Here is a 16400-nt window from a genome sequence, read left to right on the forward strand (position 1 = left end):
AATATGGAATTTTATGTCACTTCCTGTCCAGTTTTAAGATATAAACGTACAGCGTCTTCAATTTCTACCTTACCACTTAAAATTTCAAAAACCTGGGTACCGTCTATTCCATGATCTAGCATATGGATCAAAACGGCGGCTACATCTTTCCTGGAAATATCTCCTTTCTCATTAAAAATATTCGCTATTTTTATTTTTCCTGTAGCAGGGCCATTGGTCAATGCTCCCGGCCTAACAATGGCATAAGGAAGATTGGTAGATTTAAGGTATTCGTCAGCTGCTTTTTTAGCAAGAAGGTAATGTTGCATTGTTTCATCGGCCTTCTCAGCATTTTCAGCTCCTCTTGAACTCAACATAATAAATTTCCTCACACCGTATTTTATCGAAAAATCCACACTTCTGATAGCCCCTTTTTTGTCTACTAAATCCGTTTTATCCTTGCCTGTTTTAGCCCCTGATCCAGCAGCGAAAATAACTTTATCCATTCCTTGGAAAGCATGGCCGAAATTTTCTTCTAAATCCGCAATAACTGTGGAAACACCTTTGTTTTTTAATTCTTCTGCTTGTGATTCTTTCCTTACCATAGCTACCGGACTGTAGTCGGGGTGTTCAGATAGGTTTTCAATAAGAATACGTCCGACATTTCCATTTGCACCAATTATCAATACTTTTTCCATAATTATTTATTTTTTATGAAAAGTGTCCAATAATTGTTCCAATACTTAACTTTTGTGATAATTTCCTGCAAATGAGTATTTAAATCCGTTAAACTAATTCCCATTATTCTCAGGGAAAAAAGTGTTAAACAGAGCCGGAAAGGTTTTTGTAAATTACCTATGGATTACGAGGACTTAAGAAGAGTAAGTAAGACTTTCCTCATCGAGGGTTCTGCTTTGGCAGCTGCTTGGAGAATATCAGGAAGATTTATTTTCTTAATATTTCCTGGGGTACAAAGATCGGTGATAGCCGATACAGCAAAAACTTTCATTCCAGATTGAGCCGCCACGATTACTTCTGGTACGGTACTCATCCCTACTGCATCTGCACCAATAGTTCGCAGGTACCGGTATTCTGCGGGGGTTTCAAGGTTTGGGCCTTGGACACCTGCATATACTCCTTTTCTCAAGGAAATATTGTTTTGCTGGGCAATTTCAGAAGCTAGCTGAATCATTTCTTTGCAATAGGCCTCGCTCATGTCAGGAAAACGATCTCCAAATTGATCCAAATTTTGTCCTCGCAATGGATTCTCAGGAAAAAGATCTATATGGTCTTCAATGACCATAATGTCTCCAATCTCAAATTCCGGGTTTAATCCCCCGGAAGCATTGGAAAGCATTAATGTTTGAATACCTAGCATTTTCATTATCCGTATTGGGAAAGTCACTTCCTTCATAGAATAACCCTCATAATAATGAAATCGGCCTTTCATTGCCAGGATAATTTTGTTTTCAACTCTTCCCAGGATTAATTTTCCTTGGTGTGAAGTGACTGTAGCTATTGGGAAATGGGGGATCTCCTGATAGGGGATTTCGGTAATAATTTCAATATCGTGGAGTAAACCTCCCAATCCAGTTCCTAGAACTATTCCTGTATCTGGACTTTGGCTTATTTTTTCTTTTAGGTAGGCTACCGCCTGATTTATTTTTTCTAAATAAGAAATTTCGAGGTCTTTGTGCATAAGAATTTGGCAATTCCGAAATCAAGAGTAAAATATAGATTCAACTAAAATAGGTAAATTCCTCGTACTTAGTGTGGATATTGTTAGACAATCGAGTAATTCACCTTTTTGTTTTTGCCTATCTATGGATAAACTATACAAGCAAAACTTTTATGTTAGCCCAGTATTTTCATCTCCTGATAGATTTTTTAATACGGATTTTGGGTTTAATCTAAAATTAAGAAACTTTATACGCTCCTTGCTTGTAATAATAGAATTAAAATTGAGTCTTTATGATTAAAATAATAGTTGGTACCAACCGTAAAAATGCAATTTCAAAGAAAATCGCTGTGATTTATCAGGAGATTTTAGCGCAACAAGGTGCCGAGTCCGAGATTATTAACCTTACCGAATTACCGGATGATTTTGTTTTTACAGCACTATATGAACACAATGGTAAAAACAAAGCCTACAATGTCATTCATGACAAAATTAAAAGTGGGAGCAAGTTTGTTTTTATCGTTCCTGAATACAATGGCTCTTTTCCGGGAATACTAAAATCCTTTATTGATGGCATGACTTATCCCAACAGCTTTGTTTCTAAAAAGTGTGCATTAGTTGGTATTTCTTCAGGTATCGGGGGCGGTGGCATTGCGCTTAGCCACCTTACCGACATCTTTAATTACCTGGGTATGCATGTTTTGGCCAATAAAATTAAATTGGCCAAAATAGAGGAAAATATGTCAAACGATCATGTTACCAACAGGTTGTACATGGCACTTTTGCATGAGCAGGCAAAAATGTTGATTGACTTTTAAAGGTCAATCAACATTGTCATGTAAAAACCTGTTGTTACTTATGATTTCATTGTCATCATTAAGGTTGAATTTTGAAATACTCCTTTCAGAACTGTGTTGAACTTCCTGAAGTTTGATTTTTTTCCTCATATAAGCAGGAACCTCAATTTTCTCTTTAAACTCTTCGGGAGTCTGATTCACGGATCTCATTTGTCTTAATTTCTCAAAACGATCATGGGCTCTTTTAAGGGCCTTTTCCTTGATCTGTTCGAAATAATCTACCTGATTCACAGACTGAGTTTCAGTTTCTCTTTTTTCCGGTGAATTTTGCTCTGGTTTGTCAAATAAAGTCAAAACCTTCTTAGGTTCAGGAGAATGAAATTCAAAATCCTCTGAATCATCTTCCTCTTCTGGTTTATTCATTCCACTTTGAGGGGTTTCCTTGGGAGTGGTGTTACTGTATACCGTTTCTTCCTGTTTTGGTGTTTCCTGAACAGGTAAAGGAGGTTGTTGTACAGTGAAGGTTACTGACTGCCCTGTAAGTGAGGCTTCCTCTTCTTTAGAAGTTTTGCCTGATTCCAGATCAATCACTTTTTTTGACTCCTCTTCTTCTTTGTTTTTGCTGGCTTTGGCTGGTAATGATTTTGTTTCAAAACCAGTGGCAATTACCGTTACTCGGATTGCCTTTTTAAGGTCAGGGTCTATACCTTGACCAAAAATCACATCAGCCATATCTCCAGCTCTTTCCTGGATGTATTCTGTAATTTCCACCAACTCGTCCATAGACAGTTCTTCGTCCTCTCCGGACATGATAGAAAGTAGAATTTTTTCTGCTCCTTTTATGTCGACATTGTTCAACAAAGGTGAAGAAATGGCTTTTTCTGCTGCTTTTATAGCTCTTCCTTCTCCTTCTTCTACTGCTGAACCCATTACTGCAGCACCCGCATCTTTCATTACAGTCTTTACATCCTCAAAATCCACGTTGACATCTTGTGTCTCAGTGATGATTTCTGCAATGGATTTTGCCGCTGTGCTAAGAATATTATCCGCCTTACCGAAGGCTTGTCGAATAGGCAAATTACCATAAATATCCCTCAATTTATCATTAAGGATGACCAATACAGTGTCACAATTCTCTTTTAAGGATTCTATTCCTGCCTGGGCAGAAAAAGTTTTTTTCCTTCCTTCAAAAATAAATGGAGCAGTAACGATACCCACAGTAAGGATGTCCATGTCTTTTGCAATTTTAGCAATGACAGGGGCAGCTCCTGTACCAGTACCACCGCCCATACCAGCAGTGATAAATACCATTTTGGTATTGTCTTCCAGAAGTTTTCTAATATCGTCTTTGCTTTCTAATGCAGCATTTTTCCCTCTTTCAGGATTTGCACCTGCTCCTAAACCTTCTGTTAGGTGTGCTCCTATTTGGAGTTTTAAAGGTACGGGACTGCTTTTTAAAGCTTGGGAATCAGTATTGACTACCACGAATTCCACATCCTTTATTCCTTGGTTAAACATGTGGTTCACGGCATTGGAACCACCTCCTCCTACACCAATGACCTTGATGATCGATCGGTGGTTTCTTGGAATATCAAATTCATAATCTTTCATATCGCTTGACATTTTTCCTCTTTTAAATTCTTTTTTTCTATTTACCTCTGATATCAATAGTTTTCGGAGTCGTCTCCGATATCGTCAGTAATGAATCTTTTTAATTTTTTTGTTATTGATCCGAAGATATCACTTCCACTCTGGTCCATTCGGAACCCCTTTTTCTCTACAGGACTTTTTTGACTTTCTTTTTGCCTGTAATTGTCTTCTCTGTCATCCAGACCTCTAAAACCAGCTAGAACCAGCCCTACAGTGGTTGCATACATTGGGCTTTTGACATCGTCGACTTTAGATTTTCCTAAATGTTCATTAGGGTAGCCTATTCTGGTATCTAGTCCAGTTATGTATTCAAAAAGCGGGCCTACTCCGTGGAGCAAAGAACCACCACCTGTCAAAACAATACCACCGGCGAGTTTTTTGTATACCCCGCTCGTTGCTATTTCAGATTGCACCATTTCTATTATTTCTTCCATCCTTGCTTGAATGATGGAAGCAAGATTCTTAACAGAGATCTCTTTCGGTGGACGATTACGCAAACCAGGAATAGATACTATTTCATTTGGATTAGCTTCTTCTGCTATGGCCTTTCCAAATTTTGTTTTCAATAGTTCTGCCTGATGCTGCATAACCATGCAACCTTCTTTAATATCTGCAGTAATGATGTTTCCTCCAAAGGGAATTACAGCGGTATGTCGAATAATGTTGTCGTAAAATATAGCGACATCGGTAGTTCCACCACCAATATCTACCAAGCAGACGCCAGCTTCTTTATCCATATCACTTAGAACAGATAAAGAACTTGCCAAAGGCTCAAGGATCAAAGCTTTGGATTGTAGGCTAGCACGTTTTACACAACGATCAATATTGTTTATAGCAGCTGATTGGGCGGTAATGATGTGGAAATCTGCTTCCATTCTAGCGCCAGACATTCCCACAGGATCCCGGATGCCTTCCTCATAATCTACCGTATAATCTTGAGGCATTACGTGAATAATGCTATTTCCTGGAGGAACGACAATGTTTTCCATATCATTGGATAACCTACGTACGTCCTCTACAGTGATTTCATCTTCTTTTGGGTTTCTGATAATTACACCATGGTGGATGGAGCTGCGTATATGCTGGCCAGCTATACCTACAATTACTTCTCCAATATCTACATTTGACATTTCTGAAGCTTCATTTACTGCTTTAGTAATTGCATTAACAGTTTTGTCAATATTGGTAACGATGCCTCTGATTACTCCATCAGATACTGCTTTACCCATACCCAACACCTCTAGTTTTCCATATTCGTTCTTTCGACCTATAATGGCACATATTTTCGTGGTGCCAATATCCAGTCCTACAATGAGTTTTTCGTTTTCCATAGCGCTAACAATTATTCACAAATAATTTGATCCTTGTATTTTACATTTACCCGATCATAAGTGTTCCATCCTTTTTGTGGAAGGATTTTCTTATAATAGGTTTTTATTTTTCTAAACTTCATTTCAATATTTTCAGGCTTACCAAATTCAATTACCTGTTTCCCAACTTGTTGGTACATGTTGATGTCTCCATTTCTAAGTAATTCTAGGGCGCTAATTTGAGCCGTCCAGAATGGATTTGAATTGATGTACTCGATTAACTCCAACAAGGGAGCATTGGATATTGAAAGGTCGTTTTCCTTCAATAAAGCCTCAGCCTTACTACCAGTTAGGATTAAAACCCTAGTGGTGTAATTGGATGAGGTGGGAAGTATTTTTCCAGTGGAACTGATATACCCATCTGCCGCCATTGGTCGTACTATTCTTGCTATTGGTACATGCTGATTAACTTTCACCATTAATGTTCCCTTTAAATCTTCGAACACTTCTGCTTTTTTTACAAAGGGATGTGCTTCTACTTTTTTTTCTACAGCATGGATAGAGACTTTTTCCCTTGAGGTATTGCTAAGCAATCCCGGGAATGCATTTGTCAATAATTCCGTTACTTCTTTTTCATCAACAAAGTATACATCACTCACCCCCTCTACATGGACCTCAAGTTCGGTAAGCGCACGGTTCTCCGTCTTATGCTCTGTAAAAGCAATAAAGCCAACCAATGTCATTCCTAAAACGATCATTAGGAATGATTTTTTAAGTTTCCATCCCTTATTTTTCATTCTCTTTTATCCATTTTTCAATTGGTTTTACCAAACGATCAATATCTCCAGCACCAATAGTCACCAAAACCTCTGGTGTATGTTGATCCAAATGGGACAATAATTCATCTTTTGAAACCACCCATTTATTTGTACTAGTGATTTTAGGAAGCAACATCTCGGAAGTAATACCAGCTATAGGCTGCTCTCGAGCAGGGTATATGTCTAGCAAAATAACCGAATCAGCCAAGGACAAGCTTTCTGAAAAGCCGCTGGCAAAATCTCTTGTACGCGTAAATAAATGAGGCTGAAATACCGCGGTAATTTTCTTGTCAGGATACATGGCCTTTACCGATTGTAAAAAGGCTTTGATCTCCTCTGGGTGATGCGCATAATCGTCAATGTAGGTTATGCGCTCACTATTGTATATTTTTTCAAATCTTCTCTTTACACCTTTATAGGTGGCTATTCCATCTATTATTGCCTCTTTTGAAAGCCCATAATGAACGGCTACAGCCACTGCAGCTAGCGCGTTTTCTATATTGTGGAAGCCGGGAACTTCCAATACTAAACCATCGATTCGCTGATCCTCTGCTACATAGTCAAAGGAAAATGAGTTGGTGCCAACCTTGATGTTGTCAGCATGAATATTCCCAGAGTTTAAGCCATACTGGTAAATTTTTGAGCTCCCAATTTCCTTGTTCCTGACCTTCTCATAGGCGTTTTGATGAATAATCAATTTTCCTATTGGATTGGTGAGCTTAATGAATGCCGCAAAACCCGATATTAATTGTTCGGCGTCTCCGTAAATATCCAAATGATCAGGATCTATGCTGGTAACTATGCTCAAGTCTGGGTGTAATTGGAGAAAAGAACGATCAAATTCATCGGCTTCTACCACCACCACAGGGGCCTCGGTACTTCCTTCGTCATGAAGGATAAGGTTGTTTTTATAATTTTGGGTAAGGCCTCCTAAAAACGCAGCGGTATTGTGTCCAGCATGTTTTAGCAAATGAGCTACCATGGAAGAAGTAGTGGTTTTACCGTGCGTGCCTGCTATTGCAACAGACTCCATGTTTCGGGTAATTAACCCCAATACTGCGGCCCTTTTTTTGATAGCAAAATCATTTGCTTCAAAATACTTGTACAAAACACTAGTCTGAGGTACGGCAGGGGTCCATACGATTAATTTGTCCGACCCGGAATTCTTAAATGGCTCAGGAATGTGGCTACTCTCATCCACATAACTTATTTGCATTCCTTCTGACTCGAGGGCTTCGGTCAATGGTGAAGGCGTTTTGTCATATCCATATACAGGAACACCAATATGATTGAACCACCTGGCGATGGCACTCATGCCAATGCCACCTATACCTAGAAAATAGACGCTATGTAAGTTTTTTAAATTCATTGTATCAATTCTTCCATTACTTTTACAATATCCTTAGCCGCCTCAGGCTTGGCCAGCTTTTTTATTGCCATTGACAATTCATTTCGTTTAGCCTGGTCAGTAAGCAAGGAATGTACCATGGGTCCTAATTGTTCTATGGCTTCCCCATCTTTAAGTATCAATGCCGCTTTTTGCGAAACATAGGCCATGGCATTTTTAGTTTGGTGGTCTTCGGCCACATTAGGAGAAGGAATAAAGATCACAGGTTTTCCTACCAGGCTTAATTCCGAAACCGATAATGCTCCGGAGCGGGATATTACTATATCTGCTGCAGCATAGGCAAGGTCCATGTCTTTGATAAACTCCAAAGGGTAGATCCCTTTGACAGCAGATGCTTTTACTTGCGCGATGGTCTTCTCATAATAGAACTTTCCTGTTTGCCATAAAACCTGATACCCTTTGGACTCAAAATCTGCCATTGTGTGGAGAAGAGCCTGATTGAGTGTTCTGGCTCCCAAGCTTCCTCCGATGGAGAGGATTACTGGGGCTTTAGGGTCAAGTCCAAAATGGGACAAAGCCATTGCTTTTTTATCTTCAATCGAGAGAATGTCCTTTCTAACCGGGTTACCGGTGTACTTGATTTTATCTCCCGGAAAATATCGATCCATGTCAGGATAAGCCACACAGATGGCATTTGCATTTTTTGCCAATAATTTATTTGTCAAACCAGCATAGCTGTTTTGTTCTTGTATTAAAGTTGGCAATCCTTTACGCTGAGCAGCAAATAGGACTGGTCCACTTGCATATCCTCCGACACCAACCACCAAGTGTGGGTCAAAATTTTTGATCAATTTTTTGGCTTTTTGGAGGCTGTCCAGCAACTTAAAAGGAAAGCTTAGATTTTCAAGTGTAAGTTTTCTTTTTAATCCTGCAATTTTTAATCCTTCTATTTTGTAGCCGGCTTCTGGAACCTTTTGCATTTCCATTTTACCTTCAGCACCTACAAAAAGCACTTCACTTTCTGGATACTTTTCGTTCCAAGCTTTAGCGATAGCAATGGCAGGGTAGATATGTCCACCAGTGCCTCCACCACTAATAATGATTCGATATGTTTCTCCAGTATTATTCAATTTATTAAGCTACTTTAACTTTTCTATTGATTGATTTTTGTTCATTTACAAAGGCATCTTCATGATCCCCTCTACTAATACTTAAAATAATTCCCAAGGATATTCCTGTGAATATTAGGGAGGTCCCCCCCATACTTACCATGGGTAAGGGGAGTCCTGTGATGGGAACCATTCCAACGGCTACGCCCATATTTATCATGGCTTGTATTACCAGCGAAAAACTTAATCCTGCTGATAATAATCCGCCAAAGGGTCGGGTGGATATTGCGACCACCCGCATGCCTCGGTAGAGTAATGCCAGGTAGAGAAATAAAACAAATCCTCCGCCGATCATACCATATTCTTCTACGATGATCGCAAAAATGAAATCGGAATAGGGGTGAGGAAGAATATTCCTTTGTTCACTATTTCCCGGCCCTTTTCCAGTAATGCCTCCTGTAGCAATAGCGATATAGGAATGCTTGGCCTGAAAAGAGATTGCAGCAGGATCATCGTCAAAAAACTTTTCAATTCTTGCAAAGAAAACACCACCCCTTTGTCCCATCAATATGGCGGTAGAAAGCACCAATGCCCCTACCATGCCTACCACCAATAGGTATTTTAAAGGCACTCGACCAATAAACATAAGTAACAAGCAGGTCGCAAGTAGCATGACTGCCGTGGACATATTTGCCATGGCAATCAACAAGCAGATAATTCCAATCCAGATAATAATGGGTATAAATGTTCCTTTAATATCTGTAATCTTTCTTTGCCTTTTTGCCAGCATGCCTGCTACTGCAGATATAAGTGCCAGCTTAGCCAAATCAGAAGGTTGGAAAGCCTGGTTTATAATTGGGACAGTCAGCCACCTATTGGCTTCATTGATGGTAGATCCAAACAGGTAGGTGATCATAAGTAAAGGCACACTTACCCAAAGTGCAAATAGACTTAGTTTGGAAAAGTATTTGTAAGGAATATTGTGAACCGCCCACATTACAACCAAACTGGCAAGGATCAAGGCACTGTGCTTAAATAGATAAATTTCAGTGTTGCCACCCATTTTTCTATAAGCAAGAGAACCTGTGGCTGAATAAACAGCCAGGATACTGATAAGCGACAATAGAAGGACTATTCCCCAAATAATTAGGTCGCCTTTTAAATTGTCTTCCAGCCAGGTTTTTACTTTTGTCATTAATTTATATCCTTTAAACTTATTACAGCCTCTTTGAATTGATCTCCTCTGTCTTCGTAGTTTTTGAATAAATCAAAACTTGCGCAAGCAGGGGATAATAAGGCCACATCTCCTGGCTTTCCATGCGCTAATGCCAATTGTACGGCTTCCTTAATGTCTTCCGTAGTTAGAATGACTGGGATTTTTCCTGAGAAAGCCATTTTCAATTTTTCATTTTCCTTACCTAAGCAAATGAGCAACTTGACATGATCTATTACTTTGTCATACAGTAAACTGTAATCATTCCCTTTATCCACTCCTCCAGCTATCCAAATCAACGGTTCCTTAAAAGCACTAAGCGCAAAGGCTGTTGCATCTACATTGGTGCCTTTACTGTCATTGATAAACTTGATGTTATTGACATCTGCCACATGTTCCATTCTATGGGCTGCATTAACAAAGCTTTTAAGTGCCGGGCCTACTTCACTTGTAGGAACTCCAGCCAATGCAGTAGCTAAGGTGGCAGCTAGGGAGTTGATTAAATTATGTTCCCCTTGAAGGACCATTTCACTGATCGGCCAACTCCAGTTTGCATCTTTCAATTCAAGATTTAGTTCTTTATTAGAAACATAAGCTCTTGTTTTAGCTTGTTTATTCAGTGCTATAGGGGCAAGGGTAGGTTTGCCTTTCATTCCTACCATGGCCTTTATGATGTTCTGATCAGGTTCGTGGAAGACCAAACAGTCCTCTTCATTCATGTTGTCAGTAAGTTTCATTTTGGCTGCGGCATATTTCTCGAGCTCATAATGATACCGATCCAAATGATCTGGGGTAATGTTTAATAAAACCGCGATCTTTGGTTTTAAATCTACAAATCCTTCGATTTGGAAACTGCTAACTTCCAAAACCCACCAGCTGTAATCCTTCTCTACCAACTGTAAAGCCCAACTTTGACCTACATTTCCACCTATGCCCACATCCATTCCTGCACTTTTCATCAGGTGGTAAATCAGTAAGGTAGTGGTGGTTTTTCCATTGGTTCCGGTGATTGCGATTACCTTTCCTTTAGAAAACCTGTTGGCAAATTCTAACTCATCTATGACTTCTATTCCAGCTTCTAATAATTGTACAACCAGTGGAGCTTCAAATGAAATCCCAGGTGATTTTATGATGGTTTGAGCATCCAAAAGAAGTGGTAAACTGTGTTTCCCTTCTTCAAATGCAATGTTTTTATCTAGAAAGACCCTTTTTCTCTTCTCATTAATCTTTCCCGCATCAGACACAAAAACCCTGTGCCCATGCTTATGGGCTAACAAAGCAGCGCCAAAGCCACTTTCTCCGGATCCTAAAATTACAGTCTTCTGCATTTACCTTAATTTTAATGTTGCCAAGGCCATAATGGCAAACAAGATTCCTAAAATCCAAAAGCGTACAGTAATTTTTGCTTCTGGAATATTTTTTTTCTGATAATGGTGGTGTAGAGGAGACATCAGGAATATCCTTCTTCCTTCACCGTATTTTTTCTTGGTGTACTTAAAATAGCTTACCTGAAAAATGACAGACAGCAGTTCGATTAAGAAAATCCCACATAAAATGGGGAGCAATAATTCTTTCCTTAGGGTAAGGGATAGTACGGCGATTACTCCACCTATCATCAAACTCCCTGTGTCTCCCATAAACACTTGAGCAGGGTAGGAATTGTACCATAAAAACCCAACGCAAGCCCCCACAAAAGCCGAGCAGAAAATCACCAACTCACCTGAGTTAGGGATAAACATTACATTTAAATATTGGGAGAAAATGACGTTCCCGCTGATGTAGGCATAAATGGCAATAGTTAGGCCAATGATTGCGGAAGTTCCTGCCGCAAGCCCATCAATTCCATCTGTAATATTGGCCCCATTAGAAACAGCAGTAACTACAAATATTACCAATAGTATATAGAGAAAAGGGGTGAAGTTTTCCCCTAAAAAACCAAAAACAACATCATAATTAAGCTCATTGTTTTTGAGGAAGGGAATCGTTGTTTTCATGGACTTTACATCCTCAAAGGTGGGTGTAGCCACCAATCCTTCTTCAATGGATACGCTATCGTGAAATTCTCTTACTACTACATCTTCATGGAAGTAAAGGGTGGTTCCGACGATGATACCAATCCCAACTTGACCAACAATTTTAAATTTTCCAGCTAACCCTTCTTTATTCTTTCTGAACACTTTAATGTAATCATCCAAAAAGCCGATGGCACCCAACCATAGTGTGGTTACCAGCAAAAGAATGATGTAAATATTATAAATATTAGCAAAAAGAAGGGTAGGGATTACTATTGCAGCCATGATCATTACACCGCCCATTGTAGGAGTGCCTTTTTTCTCCACTTGTCCCTGAAGGCCTAGTTCTCTTACCGTTTCTCCAATAGATTTTTTTCTGATCCAATCGATAATGGTTTTACCCAAAGTGATAGTGATCAATAAGGAAAACAAGGAAGCCATGCCTGCCCTGAAGGAAATATACTTAAATACTCCAGCTCCAGGGAAATCAAATGTTTGGTCGATATAGTCAAAAAGGTGGTACAGCATCTTAATCCTTAGATAAAAGCTTTAAAAGTTCACTTACAATTTTTTTGTCATCAAAAGGGTGTTTTACTCCTTTTATTTCTTGGTATTTCTCATGGCCTTTTCCTGCGATAAGTACAATGTCACCAGGTTTGCAAAGGTGGCAAGCTGTAGTTATTGCAGATTTTCTATCCTCCATTGAAATGATTTTTCTTTGGTCTATTGGGCTGAGACCTTCTTCCATATCCTTAATGATGGATATAGGGTCCTCTTCTCTTGGATTGTCAGATGTTAGAATGACCTTATTGCTGAACTTACAGGCAATTTTAGCCATCATGGGCCGTTTGGTTTTGTCTCTGTTGCCACCGCAGCCTACCACAGTAACCAAAGTTTCTGTTCCGGTACGAAGTTTTTGGATGGTTTTTAAAACGTTTTCCAAAGCATCAGGGGTATGGGCATAATCGATTATGGCAGTGATACCACCTTGAACCAGAATGTCAAATCTCCCTTCTGCTCCTTTTAGCAGTGATAACTGTCTCAATACTTCTTCCTCATTCTCCCCTAGGAGTTGGGCAATGCCCAATACACCAAGAAGGTTGTAAGCATTGAATTCTCCAGTAAGTCTGAACCATACGGATTTCCCACCAAGGTCCATCTCAAGACCTTGTATGGAGTTGTCGATAATTCGGGCCTTAAAGTCTGCAGGATACTTTAAGGCAAAAGTGTAGTGTTTGGCTTTGGTGTTCTGAAGCATTACAAGGCCCCTTTTGTCATCGGCATTGACCAATGCAAAAGCCTCTTTGGGTAATTCGTCAAACAGTTTTTTCTTCGCCTTTATGTAATGGTCAAAGTCACCATGATAATCCAAATGATCATGAGATAAATTCGTAAACAGAGCCCCTGTAAATTTCAACCCTGCCGTTCTTTCTTGGATTATGGCATGAGAACTGGCTTCCATAAAACAATGGGTACAGCCTGCTTCAAGCATCTTGACCAGCAGTTTATTAATTGAAATGGAATCAGGGGTAGTATGACTTGCAGGAATTATTTCCTCCTTGATTTTATTTTCAACTGTCGATAATAGCCCTGTGGAATAACCCAGTTCTGTATACAATTGATGCAATAAGGTTACGGTGGTGGTTTTTCCATTTGTACCTGTTACCGCAACAATCTTAATTTTTTCTGATGGGTTCCCGTAAAAATTGGCGGCCATCAATCCCATAGCTTTAGGAGCGTTTACTACCTGAACGTAGGTGATCCCTTCTACCAGGTCTTCTGGTAAATGTTCACATACTATCGCCATAGCACCTTTAGTTATGGCTTTCTCAATATAAGCGTGTCCATCCACTTGCGTGCCAGCAATGGCAATAAACACAGCACCTTCATTGACTTCTCTACTGTCAAATGTAAGTTGACTGATGTCTACCTCCATATTTCCTTTGGTAGAAACCAATGAAACTTTGTACAATATGTCCTTTAACTGTTGGCTCAACTCAAAGATAATTTAATGATTTGTTCATTTTTATAGCTTGTTCCTTTAGATAAGGATTGGGAACTTACCCTTCCAGATCCTGAGAATTCCACTCTAAATCCTTTGTTCTCTAATATATAAATGGCATCTCTTAAGGTCATGCCCGTAACATCTGGCACCACAGGTTTTTCAACAGCATTTCCTACCCACTGTATGGATTTATTGGAAACCCTGGATTGAACCCATGTTTCATTTCCTGCATAATGATTGGAGATGCCCATGCTATTACATATCATTTGCAACTCTTCAGCTTTTCCCGCTCTTATGTAAGGGAACTCATCGTTATTGACACGTTGAAATTCACTTTTCTCTGTTTCTTTCCGTTGTATGCTCATGTCCTGGGCATAAATTTTATCAGCAATCTCTTTAAATACAGGAGCTGAGATATCCCCACCATAGGCATTGAATCCATTGGGGCTGTCAATTACCACTATGGCACTGTATTTCGGTTGATCCGCTGGAAAATATCCTGCGAAAGAGGTATAATACTTCTGTGTGTATTTCCCGTTAATTAATTTTTGCGCAGTACCTGTTTTACCAGCAATAGCATAGGTATCGGTAGAAATATTTCTGGCAGTACCTTTTTCTACTACTCCTTGAAGTAAATCCTGGAGTTGGCGGATAGTTTTTGTAGAAGCAATGTTTTTTACTAAAATTTCTGTTTTGAACCTTTCCTCGATGGTATTTCCTCTTGAGATTTGCTGTACAATCATGGGCTTCACCATGGTGCCTCCATTTGCGATGGCATTGTAAAAGGCCAATGTTTGTAATGGAGTAATCTTTAATTCATAACCAATAGACATCCATGGTAAAGTTGTGCCATACCAGTTTTTGTCATCAGGATGCTTGAAGTAAGGAATGCCTTCACCTTTTAACTGAAATCCTAGAGGTTTGTCTAGCTTCGCTTTTTCAATGTAATCGATGAATCGCTGAGGTTGGTGTCCAAAATGTTCATCTACTAATTTTGAGATGCCGACATTTGAGGATTTTTCGAAAACATCCCGAATAGAAAGCATGCCATAACCTCCATGTTTGGCATCCCTCATGTACCTGTCATAAAATTTATAACTTCCGTTTCCAGTATCTATACTGTCATTTAAATTGATCTTACCTTCTTCAAGTAATGCCATCATGGAGAGCAATTTGAAAGTAGATCCAGGTTCTGTCAAGCCTTGTTCACCCACGGCATAATTATAGTATTCACCGTAGCCATAGGAGTTCTTGTTTTTTTCTAGATTGGCAATAGCTTTGATATGACCTGTCGCTACCTCCATCACAATCACTGATCCAAAAGCTGCATCTTTGTTGATCAATTGCCTTAATAAAACAGATTCAGCTACATCTTGTATGTTAACATCCAATGTAGTGACGATGTCAAATCCATCAGTAGGTTTGATGTCATCAGCATCGTGCAAGGGCTTCCAGCTACCTCCCACGATTTTCTGAAATAAGGCTTCACCATTTCTTCCCTGCAGGTATTCATTAAAGCTGTATTCCAAACCTGCACCATATTGGTCCTCATTTAAAAAACCGACTGTTCTTCCTGCTAAATTTTTAAATGGGCGATATCTTTTATCAATTTTCTCGAAAATCACACCACCTCCCATTCTTCCTTTTTTGAAGATGGGCCATTGAGACATTATCATTTTTTCTTGATAATTAATTTGTCTCCTATTTAATATTAAGTATTTCTTCTCTTGATTTCTGGCGTCCAGAATCATCCTTTTGTATGCGTTGGCAGATCTATCTTTATAAAAATTAGCAAGGTTTTGAGATAGTGAATCCACACTAGCTTTCCAATAAGGGCTCTTATCAATAGAAGGGTCTATGGCTACTCTATAAAAAGGTAGACTTGTAGCCAATAGGCTTCCATCTGTACCATAGATGTTTCCTCTGGTAGCTTTTACTGGTCGGTATTGTAGGTTAATGTCTTCGGATAACTGGCGCCATCTATCACCATCAACCATTTGAATAAAGCCTATTCTATAAAAAATAGAACAGGCAATAAGGGTTACTGCCAAAAAGGAAAGCCTTACACGGAGCAATATGGATTTTTTTATATTCACTTTTCCAATACTATTTTCTGTGGGGGTTCCTCTATTTCAATGATGCCCAAAGGCTGAATTTTTTTTGCTACTTCAGATTGCTTACTTGCATACATGTATTCTGCTTCTAGGGTGGTTACATCTGCACGCAGATCTTCCACCTCCTGTTGAAGCTTGTCGATTTTTCTAATTGTATTCTCAGCTTTATAGTTGCTCCATATGTATACCATGGCTAAAAATGAAGCGTACAAAAGAGGGAGAACCAATTTGATTGGTACATTTTCGCCTACAAGTGCGCTTACATCCATTTTTCGCTCTATGAAAGCAAATGGATTAAACCTGGATTTTTTTTGATCCCGGGATGATTTGATCGGTTTCTTATTTTTAAATGTGTTTACTCCCATGA

General features: G+C 39.2%; 14 protein-coding genes. 1 reads left to right on the forward strand and 13 read right to left on the reverse strand.

What is annotated here, in order from left to right; all coding sequences use genetic code 11:
- Nucleotides 1-11: 11 nt before the first annotated feature.
- Nucleotides 12-677, reverse strand: coding sequence for an SDR family oxidoreductase (locus CA2015_RS13185; RefSeq protein ID WP_048642335.1), 666 nt, complete (start codon nt 675-677; stop codon nt 12-14).
- A gap of 164 nt (nt 678-841) precedes the next feature.
- Nucleotides 842-1678 (reverse strand): purine-nucleoside phosphorylase, encoded by an 837-nt coding sequence (locus CA2015_RS13190; RefSeq protein ID WP_048642336.1) that lies wholly within the window; start codon nt 1676-1678, stop codon nt 842-844.
- 272 nt (nt 1679-1950) lie between these two features.
- Between CA2015_RS13190 and CA2015_RS13195 the strand changes: the two genes are divergently transcribed.
- A complete protein-coding gene (locus CA2015_RS13195; protein WP_048642337.1) occupies nt 1951-2475 on the forward strand; it encodes an NADPH-dependent FMN reductase in 525 nt (174 codons plus the stop codon).
- A 3-nt stretch (nt 2476-2478) separates the two neighbouring features.
- Here CA2015_RS13195 and ftsZ read toward each other — a convergent pair whose 3' ends face one another.
- The 11 genes from ftsZ to CA2015_RS13250 are packed head-to-tail and all read right to left on the reverse strand — an operon-like array spanning nt 2479 to nt 16398.
- Entirely contained in the window at nt 2479-4065 is a 1587-nt protein-coding gene (ftsZ, locus tag CA2015_RS13200) for a cell division protein FtsZ (RefSeq protein ID WP_048644513.1), read from the reverse strand.
- Between the two features lie 53 nt (nt 4066-4118).
- Nucleotides 4119-5435: a cell division protein FtsA gene (ftsA, locus tag CA2015_RS13205; protein WP_048642338.1), complete on the reverse strand. Its 1317-nt coding sequence runs from the start codon at nt 5433-5435 to the stop codon at nt 4119-4121.
- A gap of 11 nt (nt 5436-5446) precedes the next feature.
- The gene (locus CA2015_RS13210) at nt 5447-6211 is read right to left on the reverse strand and encodes a cell division protein FtsQ/DivIB (RefSeq protein ID WP_048642339.1); all 765 of its coding nucleotides are present in this window, start codon (nt 6209-6211) and stop codon (nt 5447-5449) included.
- Nucleotides 6201-7601 (reverse strand): UDP-N-acetylmuramate--L-alanine ligase, encoded by a 1401-nt coding sequence (gene murC, locus CA2015_RS13215; RefSeq protein ID WP_048642340.1) that lies wholly within the window; start codon nt 7599-7601, stop codon nt 6201-6203. Before murC ends, CA2015_RS13210 begins: the two co-directional genes overlap by 11 nt.
- On the reverse strand, nt 7598-8710 hold the full coding sequence (gene murG, locus CA2015_RS13220) for an undecaprenyldiphospho-muramoylpentapeptide beta-N-acetylglucosaminyltransferase (RefSeq protein ID WP_240477794.1): 1113 nt from the start codon (nt 8708-8710) through the stop codon (nt 7598-7600). Before murG ends, murC begins: the two co-directional genes overlap by 4 nt.
- Nucleotides 8711-8714: 4 nt before the next feature.
- On the reverse strand, nt 8715-9884 hold the full coding sequence (locus tag CA2015_RS13225; RefSeq protein ID WP_048642341.1) for an FtsW/RodA/SpoVE family cell cycle protein: 1170 nt from the start codon (nt 9882-9884) through the stop codon (nt 8715-8717).
- Entirely contained in the window at nt 9884-11230 is a 1347-nt protein-coding gene (gene murD, locus CA2015_RS13230) for a UDP-N-acetylmuramoyl-L-alanine--D-glutamate ligase (RefSeq protein WP_048642342.1), read from the reverse strand. The genes CA2015_RS13225 and murD overlap by 1 nt, the downstream gene beginning before the upstream one ends.
- On the reverse strand, nt 11231-12442 hold the full coding sequence (gene mraY, locus CA2015_RS13235; protein WP_048642343.1) for a phospho-N-acetylmuramoyl-pentapeptide-transferase: 1212 nt from the start codon (nt 12440-12442) through the stop codon (nt 11231-11233).
- Nucleotide 12443: 1 nt separating this feature from the next.
- Nucleotides 12444-13910, reverse strand: coding sequence for a UDP-N-acetylmuramoyl-L-alanyl-D-glutamate--2,6-diaminopimelate ligase (locus tag CA2015_RS13240; protein ID WP_084011764.1), 1467 nt, complete (start codon nt 13908-13910; stop codon nt 12444-12446).
- Nucleotides 13907-16015: a penicillin-binding protein gene (locus CA2015_RS13245; protein ID WP_048642344.1), complete on the reverse strand. Its 2109-nt coding sequence runs from the start codon at nt 16013-16015 to the stop codon at nt 13907-13909. The genes CA2015_RS13240 and CA2015_RS13245 overlap by 4 nt, the downstream gene beginning before the upstream one ends.
- The gene (locus CA2015_RS13250) at nt 16012-16398 is read right to left on the reverse strand and encodes an FtsL-like putative cell division protein (RefSeq protein WP_048642345.1); all 387 of its coding nucleotides are present in this window, start codon (nt 16396-16398) and stop codon (nt 16012-16014) included. Before CA2015_RS13250 ends, CA2015_RS13245 begins: the two co-directional genes overlap by 4 nt.
- Nucleotides 16399-16400 lie beyond the last annotated feature (2 nt).

It is taken from the genome of Cyclobacterium amurskyense, from assembly GCF_001050135.1.
Lineage (GTDB): Bacteria > Bacteroidota > Bacteroidia > Cytophagales > Cyclobacteriaceae > Cyclobacterium > Cyclobacterium amurskyense.

Coding starts and splice junctions, on each gene's coding strand:
- CA2015_RS13185 (WP_048642335.1), bottom strand. CDS start 677: ATGGAAAAAGTATTGATAATTGGTGCAAATGGAAATGTCGGACGTATT.
- CA2015_RS13190 (WP_048642336.1), bottom strand. CDS start 1,678: ATGCACAAAGACCTCGAAATTTCTTATTTAGAAAAAATAAATCAGGCG.
- CA2015_RS13195 (WP_048642337.1), top strand. CDS start 1,951: ATGATTAAAATAATAGTTGGTACCAACCGTAAAAATGCAATTTCAAAG.
- ftsZ (WP_048644513.1), bottom strand. CDS start 4,065: ATGAAAGATTATGAATTTGATATTCCAAGAAACCACCGATCGATCATC.
- ftsA (WP_048642338.1), bottom strand. CDS start 5,435: ATGGAAAACGAAAAACTCATTGTAGGACTGGATATTGGCACCACGAAA.
- CA2015_RS13210 (WP_048642339.1), bottom strand. CDS start 6,211: ATGAAAAATAAGGGATGGAAACTTAAAAAATCATTCCTAATGATCGTT.
- murC (WP_048642340.1), bottom strand. CDS start 7,601: ATGAATTTAAAAAACTTACATAGCGTCTATTTTCTAGGTATAGGTGGC.
- CA2015_RS13225 (WP_048642341.1), bottom strand. CDS start 9,884: ATGACAAAAGTAAAAACCTGGCTGGAAGACAATTTAAAAGGCGACCTA.
- murD (WP_048642342.1), bottom strand. CDS start 11,230: ATGCAGAAGACTGTAATTTTAGGATCCGGAGAAAGTGGCTTTGGCGCT.
- mraY (WP_048642343.1), bottom strand. CDS start 12,442: ATGCTGTACCACCTTTTTGACTATATCGACCAAACATTTGATTTCCCT.
- CA2015_RS13250 (WP_048642345.1), bottom strand. CDS start 16,398: ATGGGAGTAAACACATTTAAAAATAAGAAACCGATCAAATCATCCCGG.